Here is an 18,184-nt window from a genome sequence, read left to right as displayed (position 1 = left end):
TGTCAGAGCGTCACTCGGCTCTCGCCCTGTGACGCAAGCCGCTGCACCTCAAAGGGAATCTTCGACAGACAGCTGACACACGCATCCGCACGAGCCGGCTGTGGCCAGTTTTGCCCTGGCAGATTCACCCAAATTGTCCACATGCCTACCTGCCGAGCCGCCTGCACATCATTGATCGGGTGATCACCCACATGTACCACCTGCTCCGGCCGCAACCCAGTATGTTCCAGCGCTTTCTCGAACATGCCTGGGTGCGGCTTGGCCGAACCGACCCCATCGGCGTTGTACTGGAAATCAAACAAACTGCCGATCAGTGTCTGACCTACATCGGCATTACCGTTGCTCAGCGCACCGATCACATAACCATCCCGGCGCAGTTGTTCCAGCATCGCCTGGGCGTGCTCAAACAGTTCAACCTGATGGCGGGCACGGATAAACACATCAAAGGCCGCTGCCGCCATCTGCCGAGCCTGATCATCAGAATAACCGGCACTCAGGCACCCCTGTTCCAGCAGGCGCAGGCGCACCTGAGTCATGCTGTGCGCAATATCCGGCTCCTGCTGCAGCAATCGCTGACGCATGGCCGAACCTTCGGCCAGATCGGCCAGCACATGGTTTTGAGTAAACAGCGGCGCATTCTGTTCCAGCCAATCCCAGAGCTCACGGTTTGCCTGATGGATCACCGGGTCGACCGCCCAGAGGGTATCGTCCAGGTCGAAGGTTACGCACTTAATCATCCGTTTTCTGCCTTGCCCGCGGGTGGGCCTGTTCGTAGACCTCCATCAGATGCTGGAAGTCGAGATGAGTGTAGATCTGGGTGGTGCTGATATTGGCATGCCCGAGCAGCTCCTGCACCGCACGCAGGTCACCGCTGGATTCCAGCAGGTGACTGGCAAAACTGTGACGCAGACGGTGCGGATAGACCCGCCCCTGCGTGCCCTGTTGTTCACCGCGCTTGCGCAGGCGTTGCTCTACCGCACGTGTAGTCAAGCGCTTGCCTCGCTGGCCTGTAAACAGTGCCGTTTCATCCGGCGCGGCCAGCCCCTGCCTCACCCCCAGCCATTGGCGTATCGCCTGTACCGCCAATCGACCAATCGGAAGCTGGCGCATCTTGTTACCCTTGCCCGTTACCACAAGGCTGGCATCAGCCAAATCGATATCGCGCATGTTCAGGCTAACCAGTTCAGATACACGCAAGCCGGACGAATAGATCAATTCCATCATGGCTCGATCGCGAATATCCAGCGGTTCGTCCCCTTCCACCTCCAGCAGTGCCGATACCTGTTCGGTATCCAGTGTCTGCGGCAGACGACGTCCTGCCCGAGGGGCCTGCACAGCCAGTGCCGGATTACTCTGTACCCAACCTTCACGCGCCAGAAAACGGTAGAAGCTGCGGGTTGCCGACAGCAGTCGCTGCAGGCTGCGGCCTGACAGGCCCTGACCATGCAATCCTGCAATGGCGCGGCGCAGCACCGGCTCGGTCAGCTGGTCCCAGCACTCGTGGTGGGTGCGGCTCAGCTCGGCATGGAGGGTTTCAAGGTCGCGACGGTAATTCTTGAGGGTGTGCGGGGAGAGCTGACGCTCCACCCGCAGGTAGTGCAGAAAGGTATCGGGCCAGTCATGTACGCCCGGAGCCGCCATGTCAGCCCCGCTGTTCCTGAAGAATGCGGAAGATGATGCGGCTGAGGACCTCCCCCACATAACTCAGAAACAGGGTACCCTGACTGCTCTGGAAGTAATTGGGATCATAACTTCCGATCGCCAGCAGGCCGAGGGTATCACCCTTAACCAGCGGTACCACTGCCGCAGACTGTACCTTGACCGCGCGGTCCTGAAACAGGAAACGGTTCATCGCCTCCGACAGCTGACCGCAGCTGGGCAGATTGGTCTCGATCAGCGGCTGCACCAGCGAGTCTTCGGCTCGTGCCAGGGTACGGATGCTGTTGCTCTCCAGCGAACGCTCACTGAACAGCAGCAGTGCGGTTTCATCACCATAGAAATCGTGGCACAGACTCTCTTCAACCGCCACAGCCACATCATCCAGGGTCCAGGCCTCCAGCAGCGCCAGCACCATGCGCTTGGTCTTCTCGAACTGCACATCATTGTGACGTGCGGCATCGATCATATCGGCAAGATGACCGTGCAACAGCTGGTTGCGCTCACGCAGCAACGAGGTCTGGCGTTCCACCAGAGACACCGTCGTCCCACGCTGATGCGGGACATAGAGCTTTTCCAGCAGCCAGGTGTGTTCGGTAAAGAAATCCGGATGACTCGCCAGATAGTCAGCGACCTGTTCGGCGCTCAGCGTGGGTGCCTCCAGCACATTGCTTGCATCATTCATAAGTAGATCTGTCCTTCGTAAACGGTTGCTGCCGGGCCGGTCATGCGCAATGACGAGCCTTCACCCGGCCAGCGGATGCGAAGCTCACCACCAGGCAGGTGTACCAATACCTCTTCATCGAGCAGCCCACGCAAACGCCCAGCCACCACAGCGGCACAGGCCCCCGTACCACAGGCCAATGTTTCCCCGGCGCCACGCTCATACACGCGCAGGCGAATCTCGCCCCGATTGATCACCTGCATGAAACCGATATTGGCCTTTTTCGGGAACCGCGGATGGGCTTCAAGTGCCGGCCCCAGCGTTTCCACCGCCGCCGTATCCACATCATCCACCAACAGCACACCATGGGGGTTCCCCATGGAGACAACGCTCAATTCAATCGTCTCGCCATCAACCCCAACTGGATAGACAACCGCCTGCTGCTCGGCGCTGAACGGCACCTCGGCGGGACGCAGCTCGGGTACACCCATGTCCACATCCACCTGACGGTCAGGCAGCAGATACAGAATGGCCTGACCGCGAGCCGTCTCCACATGGATTTCGTCCTTCACGGTGAGCCGACGCTCGCGCACGAAACGACCGAAACAACGAGCGCCATTACCGCAGTGTTCCACCTCGGAACCGTCTGCATTGTAAATGCGGTAACGGAAGTCCATGTCCGGTCGGCTTGGCGGCTCCACCAGCAGCAGCTGATCGAAGCCGATGCCGGTATGGCGATCGGCGAGTTTGCGCACGATTTTGGGTGTCAGACGAACCCGCTGTGACAGCGCATCGATCACCATGAAATCGTTACCCAAGCCGTGCATTTTGGTAAAGCGAACCAGCATGATGCTTAGACTCCGTCAGGCTTCAGGCAACAGCTGTTCGCCGCGCATCAGATCATTAAGCGTTTCGCGCGCACGGACCAGGCAGGCCTGATTGTCGTCTACCATCACCTCCGCCGGGCGCGGACGCGTATTGTAGTTGGACGCCATCACAAAACCGTAGGCGCCCGCGGAACATACCGCCAAAAGATCACCTGGCTGCAGGTTCAGCTGACGATCCTTGCCGAGGAAGTCACCGGTTTCACACACGGGGCCCACCAGATCCCAGTGCTTGCTTTCGCCCTCGTCACGCAGCTCGACCGGAATGATCTCCTGATAGGCACCGTACAGAGACGGGCGGATCAGGTCATTCATGGCACCATCAATGATGGCAAAATTCTTGTCACCGGTCTGCTTGAGGAATTCGACCCTTGTCAGCATGACACCGGCATTGGCAGCGATGGAACGACCCGGCTCGAAGATCAGTTTGTAATCACGCCCTGCAAGCTTTTGCAGTATTGCGGCAATGTATTCACCCGGTGCCGGCGGTGTTTCATTGGTATAGCAAACCCCAAGCCCGCCCCCAAGATCCAGATGGTGGATATGAATTCCTTCCTTCGCCAATGTATCCAGCAGCGCCAACAGACGATCGATGGCATCAAGGAAGGGGCTGACGTCGGTCAGCTGGCTGCCGATGTGGCAATCCATACCCACCACGTCCACATGCTCCAGCGCCGCAGCGCGGCGATAGACATCAGCGGCCGTATCGATATCGATGCCAAACTTGTTCTCTTTCAGCCCCGTCGATATGTAGGGATGTGTGCCCGCATCCACATCCGGATTGACGCGGAAGGAGACCGGTGCCTTGACGCCCATCTCCCCGGCGACCGCATTGACGCGATCCAGCTCTGCATCGGATTCGATGTTGAAGCAGAGAATACCCACTTCAAGCGCGCGACGAATTTCGGCGGGCTGCTTGCCGACACCGGAAAACACCACTTTGCGCGGATCGCCGCCGGCACGCAGCACGCGCTCCAGCTCGCCGGCGGAGACGATATCGAAACCGGCACCCAGACGCGCCAGTACGTTCAGCACCGCCAGGTTGGAGTTGGCCTTGACGGCGTAGCACACCAGCGCATCACGCCCCTCAAGTGCCTGGGCGTAATCCAGATAGGCCCGCTCCAGCGCATCGCGGGAGTAAACGTAGGTCGGGGTACCGAACTCTTCAGCGATGCGGCTCAGAGCCACTTCTTCGGCGTGCAGGCGGCCGTTGCGGTATTCAAAGTTATCCATGGACACTCTCGTTGTGACTGATGTGGTGAGCCGCCGTCTCGTCCGGCAGATAGAGCGGGCCCTTCTGACCACAGCCCGACAGCAGCAGAGCGCCCAGCAGAAGTGCGGGCCAGCAGCGTTTCAGCATCATCAATCCCTTTTTAATCGGTTGACCACCCACCAAGGGCAGTGTTTAACCGGCAATTATACCCTTAGCCACGGGGGCTGAGTACCGCTGCAGGCTGAGTTATACTCATCGCCCATACACACCTGCAGAGAGTGACCCAATGACCGAATCCGAATTCATGAGCCGAGTGGATGCAACACTGGAACGGATCGAAGAGATCCTGGACGACGCCGAGAGCGATCTGGATTATGAAAGCCAGGGCGGCATGATGACGGTGAAATGCGAAAACGGCAGCCAGATCATCTTTACCCGCCAGCCACCGGTGAAACAGCTCTGGGTTGCCACCCGCAATGGCGGCTTCCATTTTGATCATGATGGCGAACAGTGGCTGCGTGATACCGATGGCGCCAGCCTGACCGAAGTGCTGACAGCCGCCTTTGCCGAACAGGCAGGTGAAAGCTTCGATTTTCAGGGCATCTGATTTTCAGTGAAATTTGATTCAGTTGAGGGGCGGGACGGGGCGAACCCGGCACCAGCGCCCCACCCGATTCAACGGGTCACTGCCCTTCAGCCCTGAGTGAGCAGGCGTGATACCGCCTGCTCCAGCCGATCCAGCGCGCCTCGATTGGCGGCGACAAAGACCGCCGCCTGCTGCCCTGCGTCACGCCGCTGGTCCGCGTCTTTAAGCCAGACTGACAGCTGCGCCTTCAACCCAGTCGCATCGGTGACCCTCACCAGTCCACCCGCATCCTTCAGCGCATCGGTAATGCTCTGGAAGTTGAAACAGTCCGGTCCCATCACCACCGGCAGCCCCAGTGCCGCCGGCTCCAGCGGATTATGCCCGCCGGTACCGCTGAAGCTGCCGCCGACGAAGGCGATATCCGCCGCCGCGTAGAACAGCATCAGCTCGCCCATGCTGTCGCCCAGATACAATTCGGTATGTTCGTCCGGCTGCTCGCCGCGACTGCGCCGCACCAGCCTGTCGCTGTAGCCACAGCATAATTCCGCCACGGCATCGAAGCGTTCCGGGTGTCGAGGCACCAGGATCAGCGCCAGCTCGGGATGCACCGCTTTGAGTTGCTGCCAGGCCTGCAGCAGAATCTCATCCTCGCCCTGATGGGTACTGGCGGCGATCAGCACCGGGCGCTCGCTGCCCAGTTGCTCTCGCAACGCCCGTCCCGCTGCCACCTTCGCGGCATCCGGCTGCAGATCGAACTTGATACTGCCGATCACCTCGACCCGTTCAGGTGGCATGCCCAGCACGGCAAAGCGCTCCGCATCCGCCGGCGCCTGTGCGGCGATCAAGCTCAGTTGCTGCAACATCGGTTTTGTCAGGGCCGAAAAGCGCTGATAGCCACGCGCCGAACGCTCCGACAGCCGCGCATTGGCCAGCAGCACCGGCACCTCGGCGCGGGCACACTGGTTGACCAGATTGGGCCAGAGTTCGGTTTCAACAATGATGCACAGCTCGGGATGGGTTCGACGCAAAAAAGCCCGCAGCGCCAGCGGCAGGTCCCAGGGACAGAAGCGCTGTTCAACTCGATCACCGAATAACGTGCGCACCTGAGCCGCACCGGTGGGTGTCATATTGGTGATCAACAGCCGATGCTGTGGATAACGCGCCAGCAGGCGGTTCACCAGGGGCGCAATCGCCACCGTTTCACCCACTGATACGGCGTGGATCCAGATCACCGGCTGGCCGACGGCAGGCCCAAGCCCCAGCCGCTGAGACCAGTTTTGCCGATACCCGGGTGCCTTGCGACCACGCCACCAGAGGCGCAGCAGCAGGATGGGCAGCAGCAGGTAGAACAGGAGAGTGTAGAGCTGTCGCATAGGCGCCGATACATGGTTGAATAAAGCCTGCAGTGTAACACTGCCGGAGCATACAGCCGAACGCTGGAACCCCCGGCGCATATCGGGGACAATGCAGGCAACTGCCACCGTTCAGCGGATCTGAATATGGATAACACTCAACATCTGCACGAGGCCGACTCTCGGCCGAAGCGACCAAGTCTGACCTGCATACTGCCGGCCTTCAATGAGGCGGAAAACCTGCGTCACTTGATCCCGGAGTTGAGCCAGTACCTGCAGAAATTCTCCGATGAGATTGAGCTGCTGGTGGTCGACGATGGCAGTCAGGATGATACTGCTGCCCTGGTCAGGGCCCTGACCCATGAATATCCCGTCACGCTGCTGCAGCTGTCACGCAATTTCGGCAAGGAGGCAGCGCTCAGTGCAGGGATCGACCATGCCGATGGTGACGTTGTTCTGCTTATGGACTCCGATGGTCAGCATCCGCTTGCCGTGGTCGATCAGTTCTTTCATCACTGGCACCAGGGCTGGGAGATGGTCTATGGCGTGCGTGAAGATCGCTCGGACGAGTCCCATGCCAAGCGTCATCTGACCAATCTGTTTTACAAAATCCTCAGCCGCAGTGCCGAGATCGACATCCACCCGGATGCCGGTGATTTTCGCCTGCTCGATCGCAAGGTGGTGCAGGCATTGCGCCAACTGCCTGAGCGCTCGCGCATGATGAAGGGGTTGTATGCCTGGGTCGGCTTTCCCAGCAAGGCGGTGACCTTTCAAGTCGCACCGCGCATGGGTGGCAGCACCAACTTCCGCCTGCGTCACTTGTCGTCCCTGGCCCTGACCGGCTTCACCAGCTTCAGCAGTGCGCCGCTGCGCATCTGGATGTTGATCGGAGCCGGGGTCTCGGTGCTGTCAGTCTTGTATGCGTTCATTATCGTGCTGCGCACACTGATTTTCGGTTCAGACGTACCCGGCTGGCCCACCATCGCGGCAGGAATCGCTTTTCTTGGCGGTATTCAGCTGTTTTCGGTGGGGATTCTGGGCGAGTACATTGCCCGCATCTTCTCTGAAGTGAAGGCGCGTCCGCTGTATCTGGTTGGACGTCAGGTTTCCTTCCGCGATCGTGCCGAAACTCGGGATAACAGCGATGACGCGTGAAGCCCTGAGTTTTATCGCGGTCGGGGTCAGTGCCCTGCTGGTACACTGGTTGGTAGTAATTGCACTGGTCCCTCTGGCCGGACTGCACCCGCTGATCGCCAACGTGATCGCCTTTCTGGTGGCGTTCAATGTCAGCTACTTTGGCCATCGCCACCTGACCTTTCGCGCAAGTGACCGCTCACACCGCCAGACACTGCCGCGCTTTGCGGCTGTCGCGGCCAGCAGCTTTCTGGTGAATGAGGCGATGTACTGGGCGCTGCTGACTCTCACCCCAATGCGCTACGATATCGCCATGCTGCTGGTACTGGGTACGGTGGCCGTGCTGACCTATCTGCTGGGCAAGTTCTGGGCGTTCGCATGACTCGATCACTTGTGCTGTGTGCCGATGATTTCGGCCTGGCTGACGGCATCAATCGTGCCATTCTGGAGCTGATCGACCTTGGTCGCCTGTCGGCCACCAGCTGCATGACCACGATGCCGGCCTGGACAGAAGGCGCCGCTGCCGCTTTGATTGCACGACATGACCGCGCCGCGCTGGGCCTGCACTTCAATCTGACCGAAGGCGATAATCCCATCCCCCTGGGTAAGCTGATGCAGCAGAGCCTGCTGGGACAGCTGGATACCGACAGGGTACATCAGGCGCTGAACCAACAGCTGGATCGTTTCGAGGCCCTGACCGGACGGCCACCGGACTTTGTCGACGGCCACCAGCACATTCAGATGTTTCCGGGCATTCGCAATATTGTGCTGCAGACCCTGCAGCAGCGTTATCAGCGGCAACGCCCCTGGATAAGAGTATCCAATCCGCCCATTGGCGGCCATGACGCGGGTTTCAAGGCGTTGGTGCTGCGACTGATGGGACTGGGGTTTGAGCGGCAGCGACGACAGCACGCCGTTGCCGGCAATCGAAGTTTCGCCGGCATGTACTCGCTGCAACCAGATGTCGGTTTTGAACGCATGCTGCAACACTGGCTGAAAACGCTACCCGAAGGTGCGTTGATCATGTGCCACCCGGGGCACACCGATGGCCAATCCGGACTGGCCCGTGCACGGCAACAGGAATACGACTGGCTCGCCAGCGATGCCTTCGCCACAGCCCTGCAACAGAGTCAACGCTCGCTTGCGGTCATGCCTGCACTGGATTGAGCCGTTGTTTACTGGCTGGAAACGTCTATCGGCTGCAATCGGCCTCAGGCAACCAAAGTCTCCAGCTGATCGACAGTGGCGCCCGGTCAGGCAAACGTGGCCAAGGCAGACTGAATTTACCCTCGGCATCCCATTGCCCCGCTTCCGGCAGTGCTGACTGCCAACGGCTGTTGTCTGTTTCCCAGATCAACACCCCGCCCTGCTGTTCTAAACGCGCCTGATCAGCCCAGGACGCCAGCGCCAGATCCGCATCCGGAATGACTGAGGCACGTGGGCTCAGATTGATCACCACAGTCTCGGCCAGCCAGTAGTCACCGGCCACCAGTTGCAGCGGACAGTCGGTATGCTGCAGCCATTGTTGCTGCAGGGTGTTGGCCAATGCCTGATCCGGCCAACCGGTGCGAGACGGCTTGTCACGAACCTGATCCTTGAAGCCCACAAAGAGCATCATCAATACGCTCAGCAGCAGCAGGAAAATGGCAAATGCCCACAGCAGGCGCTTCCAGCGCTGGCGCAGCACCTCCAGCGGAATTATCGATGCCAGTATCAGACCGGACAGGTTCCACATGGGCGCGCCCCACATGTCACGGGTGCCAGCCCCTGTGATCATGGCTCCCAGCGCCGTCAGCAGTGCCGGCATCAACCCGATCCAGAACAGAAAGGCGGCGCCTTCAACGGGACGCTGCCAGCAACTCCGGCGCCAGAAGCCCGCCATCAACAGCAACAGCAGCAACGGCAGATGGTCTACAAGCTGTACCAGCAGGAACTTCAGCGGCCCCAGCCAGCGGGACTCGGTGGCAGACGCTGCAGCCGAGCGTGCCGCCGCATAGCTGAACGGCAGAAAATCATGCGCCACCAGCCAGAGCAGGTGCGGCAAAAAAACCAGCCCCATTACCAGCACACCGAGCCAGAGCTGCGGCTTCAGCAGCTTCTTCCTCAGCGGTGGATGTACAACCAGCCACAGGAACATGGGCGCCAGCAGCATGATGTAGGAATACTTGGTGAGCAGTCCAAGCCCGGACACCAACCCGAGCAGCAGCCAGTTCAGCCAGCGATCCTGGCTAATGGCGCGGTGAAAAAACAACACTGCCGCCGCCCAGATCGGCATCTGTGCCACATTGTGGTTGAATTCGATGGTGGGCCAGGTAAAGAAATACACGCCCAGCAGCGCCAACACGCCAAAGGCCGCACGTTCCCGATCCAGGGTGCGGCAGCCAAGATGCCAGACACAGAGCAGAGTCAGGCCGATGCACAGCTGACTCAGCAGGAAGGGACCAACATCACCCAGGGCGCGCTCAAACAGGTACAGAATCCAGGCCGGAAGCGGCGGATGCTTGTAATAGCCCCACTGCCACTCCTGCCCCCAGTAGACACCCTCCACCACATCGAGCGGCAGACTCTCAACCAGCAAACCCGGCAGCAGTGCCCAGCTGATCAACTGCAGTGCAAGCAGCCACAGCAGCCCGCGGTAACAGATCGACTGCGCGGTTTTCATGCCTGCTACTCCGTATCGGTCTGCAGAATATGGAACTTGGAATAGGCCCCCTGCTGCTCCAGCAGTTCGGAGTGAGAACCCTGTTCAATGATGCGACCGTCCTCCATCACCACGATGATGTCGGCTTTTTCAATGGTGGACAGGCGGTGTGCTATCACCAGCGTGGTTCGACCACGCATCACCTCTTCCAGTGCATCCTGAATGTGCCGCTCAGACTCACTGTCTAGCGCCGATGTCGCCTCATCCAGGATCAAAATCGGGGCATCCTTCAAAATGGCGCGGGCGATGGCGATACGCTGACGTTGACCGCCGGAGAGCAACACACCATTTTCACCCACTCGGGTATGAATTCCCTGCGGCAGACGTTCGACAAACTCGGTTACGTGAGCAGCTTCTGCCGCCGCCAGAATGGCGGTCTCACTGGCACCGGCCATGGCGCCATAGGCAATATTTTCGGCGATAGTGCCGTTGAACAGCACCACATTCTGGTTCACCAGTGATATCTGGCTACGCAGGCTATCCAGCGTAAACGATTCCAGTGGCTCGCCATTGACCAGCAACTCACCCGTCCAGCCATCATTGAAACGTGGCAACAGGCTGGCCATCGTGGTCTTGCCGCTGCCGGAACGCCCCACCAGAGCAACACTTTTCCCCTGCGGCAGGCTCAGGCAAATATCCTGCAGCACCTCCTTGTCCGTGCCGGGATAGGCAAAATGCAGGTGGCGGAATTCGATATCCCCGATCAGCTCCAGCGTGCGGCTGCCACTGTCCTGTTCAACCGGCTCATCCAGCACTTCAAACAGACTTTCTGCTGCGGCGATCCCCTTCTGCACGATAGACGTGATATCGGTAAGCAGGCGCAGCGGTTTGGTGATCATGCCGGCTGCGGTCAGAAACGCTACAAAGCCACCGGTGCTCATGCTGCCCATCACATCCGGGTGCATCGCCAGAAACAGCAGCGCCGACAATGCCAGCGCGACCAACAACTGAATGATCGGAGTATTGAGCGACTGGGTCACAACCAGCTTCATGAACTGACGCTTGTTGTGCAGGCTGGCCTGCTCAAAGCGCCCCCGCTCGGCTTCGGCACCACCAAAGATGCGCACCACCTGATAGCCCTTGATCGATTCGGAGGCCGACTCGGTGATATCACCCACCGATTTCTGAATGCGGCGGCTTAACTTGCGCATCCGCTTGGCGGCCATGGATACCACCAGCCCGATCAATGGCCCGGCGGCAATGAAGATCAGGGTCAACTTCCAGTTGAGGTAAAACATGTAGCCCAAAAGCCCCGCAACCGTAAGGCCTTCACGGAACAGAACCTTGATTGCATTGGTTACGGCCTCGGTTACCTGCTCGACGTTGTAGGTCAGTTTTGCCAACAGTTCGCCACTGGATTTGTGGCTGTAGTAATGAGAAGGCAGCAACAACAGGCGTTCGAAAACCTGGGTACGCAGGCGATGGATCACCTCCCGTCCTACATAAGCGATGCTGTAGTTGCCAATAAAGGCCCCCAAGCCTCGCAGAATGAAAATCCCCATCACGGCAGCGGCCAGAAACCAGCGCTGGTCATAGTCATTGCGCTGTACTGTATCGACCACCATTTCAAGCCATTTGGCTGAGAGCGCCTGGCCTGCACCATAGATGGCAAAACCGATAAAGCTGACCAAAAATATCAGCCAAAGCGGGCGCACATAGACCAGCAAGCGTTTGTACGTTTGCCAGGCGCTGTCTACTTCCGGATGACTTTCACTTTTCAAGGTCTGGTCAGACTGCATAGTACTCCCGATACCACTGCACAAATCGATTCACCCCCTCGTCAACAGACGTGGCCGGCTTGTAACCAACACTCTGCTGCAACGCACTGCTGTCGGCGAAGGTATCAGGCACATCACCCGGCTGAAGTGGCAACATTTCCTTGCGCGCTTTCTTGCCGGTGGCCGTTTCGATTGCAGCGATAAAATCACCCAGCTTGACCGCATCACTGTTGCCGATGTTGTAAAGCCTGAAGGGTGCCTTGCTGGTGGCCGGATCAGGATGATCGCTGTCCCAGTCCGGGTTTGAACAGGCCGGTTGATCACTGGCGCGAATCACACCTTCAACGATGTCATCGATATAGGTGAAATCACGCGAGTGATTGCCGTTATTGAACACCTTGATCGGCTCGCCGGCCAGAATACGACTGGTAAACAGATGAGGCGCCATATCGGGGCGCCCCCAGGGGCCATATACCGTAAAAAAGCGCAGCCCCGTGGTGGGCAGGCCAAACAGGTGACTGTAACTGTGCGCCATCAACTCATTGGAGCGTTTGGTGGCCGCATAGAACTGTACCGGATGGTTAACGCCGTCATGTTCACTGAAAGGCATGTGGGTATTGGCACCATAGACACTGCTGGTGCTGGCATAGGTCAGATGCCCGACCTGATGCTGTCGGCACGCCTCCAGTACGTTTACAAAACCGACCAGATTGCTTTCCACATAGGCGTGAGGATTTTCAATTGAGTAGCGCACACCCGCCTGAGCGGCCAGGTGAATGACTCGGTCAAACCGGTGTTCGGCAAAACAGGATTCAACCGCATCACGATCTGCAAGATTGGCGCGGATAAACTGGTAGGTTGAGCCGGTATCTGCTGCCGTCTGCTCCAGACAGCTCAGGCGAGCCTCCTTCAGACCGGTGTCATAGTAGTCGTTGACGTTGTCAAAACCGACCACCTCATCACCACGCTGGAGCAGCTTCATCGCGGTATGGAAACCAATAAATCCGGCATTGCCGGTGACCAGTACTTTCATGGTATCGCCTCAGGAGTCGCTGCCAAACAGATCTCGTGTGAAAACCTTTGCTTCACAATCCTGAATCTCGTTCGCCAGCCGATTGGCCAGAATTACATCACTGATCTGTTTGAACTCGTTCAGATCACGAATCACGCGGGAGTTGAAGAAATAGTCTTCATCCAACACAGGCTCATATACCACCACTTCAATTCCCTTGGCCTTGATCCGTTTCATCACGCCTTGTATGGCAGAGGCTCGGAAGTTGTCCGAGCCGGATTTCATCACCAAACGATAGACTCCCACCACTTTCGGGTTACGCGCAATCACGGAGTTGGCGATAAAGTCCTTGCGGGTGGTATTTGAATCCACGATGGCGCGAATCAGGTTGTTGGGTACCTGATCATAGTTGGCCAACAACTGCTTGGTATCCTTGGGCAGACAGTAACCGCCGTAGCCAAAAGAAGGATTGTTATAGTGGTTACCAATACGTGGGTCGAGTCCAACACCTTCAATAATCTGTCGGGTACTCAGGCCATGCGACTGAGCGTAGCTGTCAAGCTCGTTGAAATAGGCAACACGCATCGCCAGATAGGTATTGGCAAAAAGTTTGATCGCTTCGGCTTCAGTGGAGTCAGTGAACAGAACCGACACATCCTGCTTCCGCGCGCCTTGCCTGAGCAGGCTTGCAAAGCGCTCGGCTCTCTCGGACTGTTCGCCCACGACGATGCGTGAAGGATACAGGTTGTCATACAACGCCTTGCCTTCGCGCAGGAACTCCGGCGAGAAAATCAGGTTGTGTGTGCCCAGACGCTGTGCCAGCTCACGGGTATAGCCCACCGGCACCGTGGACTTGATCACCATCACCGCCTGTGGGTTTATCGCCAGTACATCCTGCACCACGGCTTCAACACTGCGGGTGTTGAAGTAGTTGGTCTGTGGGTCGTAATCGGTGGGCGTGGCAATGATGACAAACTCGGCACCGGCATACGCCTCGTGCTTGTCCAGTGTTGCCCGCAATTGCAGCTTGCCGGAGGCCAGGTACTGGCTGATCTCGACATCCTCGATTGGCGACTCGCCTCGATTAAGCTGATCCACCTTATGACTCAGGATATCCAGCGCTACTACCTCGTTGTGCTGAGCCAGCAATACCGCATTGGAAAGCCCTACGTAGCCTGTGCCTGCAACTGCTATTTTCATCTATAACCTTTCAGCTATCGGGTCCGAAGATAAGTGGTGCATCATACCATGAGAAAATCGGGCAGGGATGTTACAGCCCGTATCGGTTTGCCGCTTGGATGTCACCACTTTACAATCAGCCCTGTCATGACCTGCTGCAAGAGAGCCCGTGAGCCAACACACCGCACCTGACAACCGCTTTATGAGCCCTCGATTCTGGCCTGCCCGAATCGGTATCGGTCTTTTATGGCTGCTTAATCGCCTGCCCTGGCGTTGGCAGATCCGTCTCGGCCGCGTATTGGGGCATATTCTTTTTTATCTGAGCCCGCGCCGGCGCCATGTGACAGAGGTCAACATCCGCCTGTGCTTTCCTGAGCTCAGCGACGTTGAACAAGCGAAACTGGTCCGCTCGGTGTTTGCCAACAACGGCATCGGCCTGTTCGAGACAGCCATGGCCTGGTGGACTCCACGGGAAAAGCTGAAGGGTCACTTTACACTCAAGGGGCAAGAGCACCTGGATGCTGCCTTGGCCAAGGGTAAGGGCGTTATTTTATTGGGCGCACATTTTTCGACCCTCGACCTGGGCGGACTTCTGTTTTCAGACTTTTACCCAGTCGATGCCATGTATCGCCGCCACAACAATCCACTACTGGAACGGATCATTACCCGTTGCCGCCAACGCTGTTTCGAGCTGGTGATTGAGCGCTCGGAGATTCGAACCGTCCTGAAGGCTCTGCGCAACAACCACATTGTCTGGTACGCACCTGACCAGGACTTTGGCAGTCACCAGTCGGTGTATGCACCCTTTTTCGGCGTTCCTGCAGCAACCATTACCGCAACCACACGCATGGTAAAGCTGAACAATTCACCGATTTTGATGCTGGCACAGCACCGCCTGCCAGACGACTCGGGCTACGAACTGGAACTGTTCCCTGCAATCGAGCCATTCCCGACCGGTGATGAAGAGATCGATGCAGCCCGGGTCAATGCCGAAATTGAGCGTGCCATCCGCAAGGACCCAGCGCAGTACATGTGGGTGCACCGTCGCTTCAAAACGCACCCACAGGGCAAGAATTACCTGTATCGCAGGCAGCCATAGTCAGCTCTGCAGCCACTCCAGCGGGTCTACGGTTTCAGGCGGCCTGGCCCCCGCCTGTTCAACAAACAGGCGATACCAGATCGCCAGCTGAATCAGCGCAGCAACAGGTTCTACCAGTTTCCTGTCCAGTTGTGGCAGTTTGGCAAGCAGGCCCTGCAGCTCCTTTCTATCCAGTATCTCGGCCAACAACGGGGACCCCATAAGCGCCTGCTCAAGCCTGACAGGATCCAGTGATCTGACCCAGTCGGCAACCGGCACGGAAAAGCCTTTTTTGCGCCCTTGCTCAACCTGAGGAAGGTGTGCCTGAAGCCATTTGCGCGGCAGATATTTACCGGTTCGCCCACGCTGTCGTAACGACTGCGGCAGCGACAGTCCGAACAAAACCAGTCGATGATCCAGAAAAGGCACCCTGCCTTCTACACCCTTGACCATCATCATCCGATCCGCCTTTACCAGCAGATCATCCGCCAGCCAGGTCGCGATATCGGTCGCCTGCATGCGTGTCAAACGATCAAGGCCTGCAAACCGTTTCCAGTTCTGGATAAAGGGCGCCCGCCAATGGCCAAACAGTCTTGCCTGCTGTGAAGGCTTGATCAGACCCAGTGCCTGCGGCCGGTTAAACCGGCCTTTGGTTCTAAAACCACCACTGCCAGGAGCCTTCAGCTGAGCTAACCATCGCTGAAACATGGGCATGCGATAACGACCGTAACCGGCAAACACTTCATCGCCACCTTCGCCGCTCAATACCACTTTGTGACTCTGCGAGGCTCTGTCAGCCAGTACCAGCGTTGGCAGCGACGCGAAGTCACCCATCAGATCATCACTGGCCCAAATCGCATATACCAGTTGGTCAAACAGCCTGATCGGCTCTGATTTAACGTATTCAAGCTCAAGGCTACAGGCCTGGGCCACAGCACCGGCGGCCTCTGACTCGTCATGCACGGTTGTGCTGTTAAAGGCCAGACTCCAGGCTTTGGGCAGTTGTTTACCAAAACTGCAACGACTGAGCTCTGTAGCCAATATTGATGAATCAACACCTCCGGACAGAAAGAGCCCCACCGGCACATCGGAGCGCAGATGCTTTTGCAGCACATCCTGCAGCAGCTCATCAAAGGTCTCCAGGGCAGCCTGCTCGTCACCCTTGAATACCGGCTGTTCTTTAAGCGACTGTTCCAGCGACCACCAGATGCCTGTCTCAATATTTCCATCCGGCAAAACCTTGAGGAATCCACCCGGTGGTACACGGCAAATACCCTTGATCGCCGTTTCATCACCAGGCGCAAAGTTGATCTGCAGGAATCGCCCTACCGCTTCCAGATTGGGCTGCAGCTTGTCCGGCAACACCCTGACCAACGCCTTGATTTCCGAAGCAAAAGCAATGCCGCCGGGCAATTCGCAGTAATAAAGCGGTTTGATACCGAAGCGGTCGCGTACCAGCAGCAGCTCACCGTTGCTGCGGTTATAAAGCGCAAAGGCAAACATGCCTTCCAGTTGATGTGCAAAGTCTGCGTCGGGGCCTGAGTCCGATGCAGACAGTGGCAAAATGGTTTCGCAGTCAGAGCCGGTATTGAATCTTTCACCCCGCCCCTGCAGCGACTGCCTCAGCTCCACATGGTTATAGATTTCCCCATTGGCGACCAGGACCCGCTGCCGGTCTTGTGAATACAGCGGCTGTTGTCCGTGTTCCAGATCGATAATTGAAAGTCGGGTATGGATGAGGGCGACACCCTGCTCGGCAAACATGCCCTGCCCATCGGGTCCGCGATGAGACAGCGCAGCCGCCATCCGAGCAGGAAGTTCAGCATCAATGTCACGCCCTGGGGTGTAGATGCCGGCTATTCCGCACATCAGCGAGCCCCCGCCAAGAGCTGCTCATACAAGGCGTGATAGGCCGATACAATGGCCTCTTGGCCAAAACGCTGCTCCAACGTACAACGCCCGGCACTTATCATCGCGGCTTTCTGATCATCAGAGGCGGTCAGTACCTGCTGCATGGCGGCGGTCAGCGCCTCACAGGCATCGACCTCTGTCAGCACACCGTCAATGCCATCCGTCATCAGCTCCAACGCACCATCACTGCGTGTGGAAACAACGGGGACACCATGCGCCCAGCCCTCAAGAATCACATTACCCAGTGGCTCATGCCGTGAGGGGCAGACGAACAGGTCTGCCATGGCAAAAAAGGGAGCTGGATCCGACTGCCAGCCCAGAAAATGGATGCGGTTACTGGCCGTACTTTTGCTCGCCTGATCCTTGAGCTGATCGGCCAGAGGGCCATCCCCCGCCAGCAGCAACTGCACACGACGCCCACCGATCTCTTCCGGCAAGGCCGAAAAGGCATCCAGCAGCGTGTCAAAAGCCTTGTTGGTATGCAGCCGCCCAAGAGCAAAGATCACCAGGTCATCTTTCAGGTTTAACCGCATCTTCCACTGCTGCAGTTGTTCAGCTTCAACCGGTTCAGGAGGAGGAACAAAGTTGCTGATGTAGTGTACGCGATCTGCAGGGTAACCATGCCTGATCAGATAATCACAAATCCCCCGGGTATTGCCAACCAGCGCATGTACATGCCGATAGTGATCCGGATTGTAGAAGCCTCCGAGCCGGGCCACATGAACCGGTCCCTTGCCTGGGCGCAGGTGAACCAGACGCGTTGCCCGTCCCATCCAGGTTTGGACTATGTCGGGCTGCTCACGCCGGATCAAGGCCCCCAGACTGAAACGCGACAGAGGGTCGAACACACTGCGCATGGCACTGGTCGCTACAGGGGCAGACAGGCTACTGAGCAGTTCACTTCTATGCGGAACGATGGCAGTTGAGCCCAGATCATTCGTCTGGTTGAAGGCCTGGTGAAGGCGAACAAAAAAACTTTCGGCGCCACCCAGTTTCTTGCTGCCGATGATCTGAAGCGTTTGAATCCGGCTCACGGGAACTCCTGTCGTTGTGCGAAACTTGCCAGGCGAACCTGTTTGCCCCGACAATAGAGCGC

The 18,184-nt window shown here is 57.9% G+C and carries 18 protein-coding genes; 5 read left to right on the top strand and 13 right to left on the bottom strand.

Going from position 1 to position 18,184, the window contains the following annotated elements:
• Window positions 1-2: 2 nt before the first annotated feature.
• Genes ABIE61_RS07295 through lptM form a run of 6 tightly spaced genes read right to left on the bottom strand, consistent with a single transcriptional unit; the run spans window position 3 to window position 4,564 of the window.
• Window positions 3-737: an HAD family hydrolase gene (locus ABIE61_RS07295; RefSeq protein WP_354408054.1), complete on the bottom strand. Its 735-nt coding sequence runs from the start codon at window positions 735-737 to the stop codon at window positions 3-5.
• Window positions 730-1,641, bottom strand: coding sequence for a tyrosine recombinase XerC (xerC, locus tag ABIE61_RS07290; protein WP_354408051.1), 912 nt, complete (start codon window positions 1,639-1,641; stop codon window positions 730-732). Before xerC ends, ABIE61_RS07295 begins: the two co-directional genes overlap by 8 nt.
• A gap of 1 nt (window position 1,642) precedes the next feature.
• On the bottom strand, window positions 1,643-2,341 hold the full coding sequence (locus ABIE61_RS07285; protein WP_091825958.1) for a DUF484 family protein: 699 nt from the start codon (window positions 2,339-2,341) through the stop codon (window positions 1,643-1,645).
• Complete coding sequence (dapF, locus tag ABIE61_RS07280) at window positions 2,338-3,168, bottom strand: diaminopimelate epimerase (protein WP_206837355.1); 831 nt, start codon at window positions 3,166-3,168, stop codon at window positions 2,338-2,340. The genes ABIE61_RS07285 and dapF overlap by 4 nt, the downstream gene beginning before the upstream one ends.
• A 15-nt stretch (window positions 3,169-3,183) precedes the next feature.
• Window positions 3,184-4,437, bottom strand: a complete 1,254-nt coding sequence (lysA, locus tag ABIE61_RS07275; protein ID WP_354408048.1) for a diaminopimelate decarboxylase — start codon at window positions 4,435-4,437, stop codon at window positions 3,184-3,186.
• Window positions 4,430-4,564: an LPS translocon maturation chaperone LptM gene (gene lptM, locus ABIE61_RS07270; protein WP_206842283.1), complete on the bottom strand. Its 135-nt coding sequence runs from the start codon at window positions 4,562-4,564 to the stop codon at window positions 4,430-4,432. The genes lysA and lptM overlap by 8 nt, the downstream gene beginning before the upstream one ends.
• A gap of 139 nt (window positions 4,565-4,703) precedes the next feature.
• Here lptM and cyaY point away from each other — a divergent pair, with 139 nt between their 5' ends.
• Window positions 4,704-5,024, top strand: a complete 321-nt coding sequence (gene cyaY, locus ABIE61_RS07265) for an iron donor protein CyaY (RefSeq protein ID WP_206837359.1) — start codon at window positions 4,704-4,706, stop codon at window positions 5,022-5,024.
• Window positions 5,025-5,110: 86 nt separating this feature from the next.
• Here cyaY and waaA read toward each other — a convergent pair whose 3' ends face one another.
• Window positions 5,111-6,376 (bottom strand): lipid IV(A) 3-deoxy-D-manno-octulosonic acid transferase, encoded by a 1,266-nt coding sequence (gene waaA / locus ABIE61_RS07260; RefSeq protein WP_354408044.1) that lies wholly within the window; start codon window positions 6,374-6,376, stop codon window positions 5,111-5,113.
• A 126-nt stretch (window positions 6,377-6,502) separates the two neighbouring features.
• Between waaA and ABIE61_RS07255 the strand changes: the two genes are divergently transcribed.
• From ABIE61_RS07255 to ABIE61_RS07245, 3 genes are read left to right on the top strand one after another with little or no spacing between them, the layout of a single operon-like run.
• Window positions 6,503-7,510 carry a glycosyltransferase family 2 protein gene (locus ABIE61_RS07255; protein WP_354408041.1) on the top strand — a complete coding sequence of 336 codons (1,008 nt, stop codon included), beginning with the start codon at window positions 6,503-6,505 and terminating at the stop codon, window positions 7,508-7,510.
• Complete coding sequence (locus ABIE61_RS07250; protein ID WP_091825977.1) at window positions 7,500-7,871, top strand: GtrA family protein; 372 nt, start codon at window positions 7,500-7,502, stop codon at window positions 7,869-7,871. The genes ABIE61_RS07255 and ABIE61_RS07250 overlap by 11 nt, the downstream gene beginning before the upstream one ends.
• On the top strand, window positions 7,868-8,656 hold the full coding sequence (locus ABIE61_RS07245) for a ChbG/HpnK family deacetylase (RefSeq protein ID WP_354408038.1): 789 nt from the start codon (window positions 7,868-7,870) through the stop codon (window positions 8,654-8,656). The genes ABIE61_RS07250 and ABIE61_RS07245 overlap by 4 nt, the downstream gene beginning before the upstream one ends.
• 25 nt (window positions 8,657-8,681) lie before the next feature.
• On the opposite strand, the gene ABIE61_RS07240 is transcribed toward ABIE61_RS07245, so the two are convergent.
• Genes ABIE61_RS07240 through ABIE61_RS07225 form a run of 4 tightly spaced genes read right to left on the bottom strand, consistent with a single transcriptional unit; the run spans window position 8,682 to window position 14,120 of the window.
• On the bottom strand, window positions 8,682-10,151 hold the full coding sequence (locus tag ABIE61_RS07240) for a glycosyltransferase family 39 protein (protein WP_354408036.1): 1,470 nt from the start codon (window positions 10,149-10,151) through the stop codon (window positions 8,682-8,684).
• A gap of 5 nt (window positions 10,152-10,156) precedes the next feature.
• Entirely contained in the window at window positions 10,157-11,929 is a 1,773-nt protein-coding gene (gene msbA / locus ABIE61_RS07235; RefSeq protein WP_354408033.1) for a lipid A export permease/ATP-binding protein MsbA, read from the bottom strand.
• Entirely contained in the window at window positions 11,919-12,941 is a 1,023-nt protein-coding gene (locus tag ABIE61_RS07230; protein WP_354408032.1) for an NAD-dependent epimerase, read from the bottom strand. Before ABIE61_RS07230 ends, msbA begins: the two co-directional genes overlap by 11 nt.
• Window positions 12,942-12,950: 9 nt before the next feature.
• The gene (locus ABIE61_RS07225) at window positions 12,951-14,120 is read right to left on the bottom strand and encodes a nucleotide sugar dehydrogenase (protein WP_354408031.1); all 1,170 of its coding nucleotides are present in this window, start codon (window positions 14,118-14,120) and stop codon (window positions 12,951-12,953) included.
• Between the two features lie 148 nt (window positions 14,121-14,268).
• Between ABIE61_RS07225 and lpxL the strand changes: the two genes are divergently transcribed.
• Entirely contained in the window at window positions 14,269-15,198 is a 930-nt protein-coding gene (lpxL, locus tag ABIE61_RS07220) for an LpxL/LpxP family Kdo(2)-lipid IV(A) lauroyl/palmitoleoyl acyltransferase (protein WP_354408029.1), read from the top strand.
• Here the strand turns inward: lpxL and asnB are convergent, their stop codons facing one another.
• Both asnB and ABIE61_RS07210 read right to left on the bottom strand, forming a co-directional pair.
• Window positions 15,199-17,046: an asparagine synthase (glutamine-hydrolyzing) gene (gene asnB / locus ABIE61_RS07215; RefSeq protein WP_354408026.1), complete on the bottom strand. Its 1,848-nt coding sequence runs from the start codon at window positions 17,044-17,046 to the stop codon at window positions 15,199-15,201.
• Window positions 17,046-18,122, bottom strand: a complete 1,077-nt coding sequence (locus ABIE61_RS07210; RefSeq protein ID WP_354408023.1) for a glycosyltransferase — start codon at window positions 18,120-18,122, stop codon at window positions 17,046-17,048. The genes asnB and ABIE61_RS07210 overlap by 1 nt, the downstream gene beginning before the upstream one ends.
• Between the last annotated feature and the right edge of the window lie 62 nt (window positions 18,123-18,184).

This window comes from Marinobacterium sp. MBR-111 (genome assembly GCF_040547585.1).
Lineage (GTDB): Bacteria > Pseudomonadota > Gammaproteobacteria > Pseudomonadales > Balneatricaceae > Marinobacterium > Marinobacterium iners.
This window is presented reverse-complemented; position numbering and strand designations above follow the sequence as displayed.